3 protein-coding genes are annotated in these 3,161 nt (G+C 29.9%); 1 reads left to right on the plus strand and 2 read right to left on the minus strand.

The features are described 5' to 3' along the window. Window positions 1-20 precede the first annotated feature (20 nt). Window positions 21-905: a ComEC/Rec2 family competence protein gene (locus tag B2671_RS12880; RefSeq protein ID WP_346870765.1), complete on the minus strand. Its 885-nt coding sequence runs from the start codon at window positions 903-905 to the stop codon at window positions 21-23. Between the two features lie 121 nt (window positions 906-1,026). On the opposite strand from B2671_RS12880, the gene B2671_RS12885 reads away from it, so the two are divergent. Further along, window positions 1,027-1,737, plus strand: a complete 711-nt coding sequence (locus tag B2671_RS12885; protein ID WP_346870766.1) for a lysophospholipid acyltransferase family protein — start codon at window positions 1,027-1,029, stop codon at window positions 1,735-1,737. Window positions 1,738-1,787: 50 nt separating this feature from the next. Here B2671_RS12885 and B2671_RS12890 read toward each other — a convergent pair. After that, window positions 1,788-3,161: NADP-dependent glyceraldehyde-3-phosphate dehydrogenase (locus B2671_RS12890; RefSeq protein ID WP_346870767.1), on the minus strand; the 1,374-nt coding region annotated here is incomplete at its 5' end.

A 3,161-nucleotide genomic window follows, 5' to 3' on the forward strand; every position in this document is an offset into this window, starting at 1 on the left:
TATGTTGCATACTTTTAATATTAGTTACCTTCAAATTCAGTATATATCATTAATTTATCATTATTTGTTTTTATTATAACATTGCCATTTATATCAGTCCTAAGTATTTTAGAATTTAGATTTTTCAATGCTTTTAAAGTGTTTTTATGAGGATGACCAAAATCATTTCCCATGCCACAACTTATTACAGCTATTCTAGGATTTACTTTAGATAAAAATCCTTTGGAAGATGAGGTCTTACTTCCATGGTGTGCTACTTTTAATACAGTAGATTCTAAAGATTTTTCACTAGATAATAAAATATTTTCAACTTCTTCTTCCATATCTCCAGTAAACAAAAATGAGGTATTTTTATTTATATATTTTATTACTATAGAATGATTGTTTAAATTATCATCGGATATATCACCAGTCCATAGAAAATCTATATAATTATCCTCTGACAGTTGAATTTTAAGATTGTCATTAATAAATTTAATGGTAAGTTCTTTACTTTTAAGTGCGTTTACTAAGTTTGAAAAATTCTTATCTGTGGTTAAAACTTTAGGCATAATAAACTCTTCTATATAAAATTTATTAACTATATCATCCATAGAACCAATATGATCTTCGTGAGGATGAGATGCAATAAGGTAATCTAATTTCTTAATTTTATATTTTTTAAGATAAGAAATTAAAGTGTCTTTAGCGCTATTTGGTCCACTATCTATTAAAATATTAAAATTATTATTCTCAATAAGAATAGAATCTCCTTGGCCAACATTTATAAAATGTATCCTAGTTTCTGAATCCTTCAATTTAGTATTAATACTATTTTTGCTAGTATAACCTAGTAAGAAAAAGGAGACAAAAAATATTATAGATAATATAAATAGAGTTTTATTGCTTTTAAAAAATTTTTTCATAATCTCTCCTTAAGTAGTACATATAATATATAAAGTATTGACAAAATTTCAATAGATACTTCACCGGAATACATATTATTGATATAATTAAATGTAAACATTAAAAAAGGACGTGAATTAGTTGAGAAAATTAAGATTTGGAATAAAATTTTCTTTTAAAATGCTTGAAATTGCCATTAAAAGAATTACATATTCAATATGTAAAAATAAATTAACAGAAGAAAAAAGGGAAGAATACTTATATAATTTAGAGAAGGACTGGGCTACTGCTACAATTAAATATTCTGAATTAAAAGTTCATGTTGTAGGTAGTGAAAACTTATTAAATCAAACATGTGTTTATGTTTCAAATCACCAAAGTATGCTAGATATACCTGTAATAATGATGAATATAAAAGATACTGCAGGAGCTGTGGCTAAAATTGAAATGAAGAAAGTACCGGTTATATCCTATTGGATGAAGGAATTAGGATGTGTATTTTTAGATAGAGAAAATGGACGGGAAGGTTTAAAGGCAATCCTTGAAGCTATAGAAATAATAAAAAGTGGCAGATCTATGCTTATATTTCCAGAAGGTACAAGGAATAGAGACAAGGGTCTAGGTGATTTTAAAAAGGGAAGTCTAAAACTTGCAGTTAAGGCTAATGTACCAGTGATGCCAATTACGGTAAATGGAACCTATAAGGGGTTAGAGGGAGAGCCGGAAGATTTAAGAGCTCAAATTATTTTCCATAAACCAATTTATATGGAGGACTTGAGTAAAGAGGAAAAAGCCAATTTATCTGAGATATGTAGAGAGATAATAGCAAGACCACAAGATGAGAATATATAAATAAAAAGCTTCAAAGAAAATTTCTTTGAAGCTTTTCTATTAAGCTAAATTTAGTCTATGGTTAATACTATGGATTTAAGTCTAGTCATAGCTTCAATACTATATTTTATACCTTGAGTACCCATACCTGAAGCTTTAACACCAGAGAATGGGAAGTGATCTGGTCCTCTTTCAGATTTATTATTTATTTGAACAGCCCCCACCTCTAATTTGTTAGCTACATAGAAGGCATCATTAATATTTCTTGTAAATACACTAGATTGAAGTCCATATTGAGACTTATTAGCAATTTCAATTGCTTCATCTTTATCTTTTACTCTAATTATAGGTAGTACAGGACCAAAAGGTTCTTCCCAGGCAATACGCATATCACTAGTTACCATATCAAAAAGAGTTGGGTGTAATAAGTTACCCTCTCGCTTATTACCATATAGCAATTTCGCACCTTTACTTAAAGCATCTTGAATAAGCTCTTCAACAAAATCAGCAGATTTTTTATCAATTAAAGGAGTGATTTTAGCTCCAGATTCAGGAGTACCTATGGTAAGTTTTTTTACTTGTTTCAAGATTTTAGAGGATAATTCATCGGCAACATCTTCTGTAACTAATACACGTTTAATAGCTGTACATCTTTGACCAGAATAACTATATGCACCTGAAACAATTTCTCTAGCTGTATCATCTAAATCAGCATCTTTTAGTACAATGGCTGCATCCTTTCCACCTAGCTCCATAATCATAGGTACCATACCAGCAATTTTAGCTATATGTTTACCTACTTCTGTAGAACCTGTAAAGTTGATAAAGTTTATATTGTCATTAGTAACCAGATAGTCACCTATTTCAGAAGATTTACCAGTAACAGAATTTATTACTCCATCAGGAACACCAGCTTCTTGAAATATCCTAATAAGATGAAGAGCACTTACAGCACCTTGTGTAGGAGGTTTAAGAATAACACTATTACCACCAACTAAGGCAGGAGCAATCTTAGAAGCTGATAGATTAATTGGATAGTTAAAAGGTGATATAGCAAGAACTAAGCCTATAGGTACTCTTTGAACTAGACTCATCTTATTTTTTTTGAATCCTGGGAAAGTATCAGCAGCTATTGTTTCTCCTTCTAGGTTTTTCCCAGCATCTGCAGTAAATCTTATAAAATCTGCAGTACGCTTTACTTCAGAAATAGAGGAATTAATATCTTTGCCTATTTCCATCATAAGAACTTTAGATAATTCATCACAATTTTCTTCAAGCAAAGTTGCTGCTTTATGTAAGATTTCAGAACGTTTACTTACAGGCACATCACTCCAGGAATTTTGGCTTTCTTTAGCAAACATTATTATTTTATCCACATCGTCTTGACTCATTTGAGGTATAGTACCTATTAATGAGTTATCACTAGGAGAAAAAATATCTATAGT

This window comes from Clostridium sp. UBA5119 (assembly GCF_002414285.1).
Taxonomy (GTDB): domain Bacteria; phylum Bacillota; class Clostridia; order Clostridiales; family Clostridiaceae; genus Clostridium_J; species Clostridium_J sulfidigenes.

Excerpts from the sequence above, each read along its gene's own strand:
- B2671_RS12880 (WP_346870765.1), bottom strand. The coding sequence starts at position 905 with ATGAAAAAATTTTTTAAAAGCAATAAAACTCTATTTATATTATCTATA.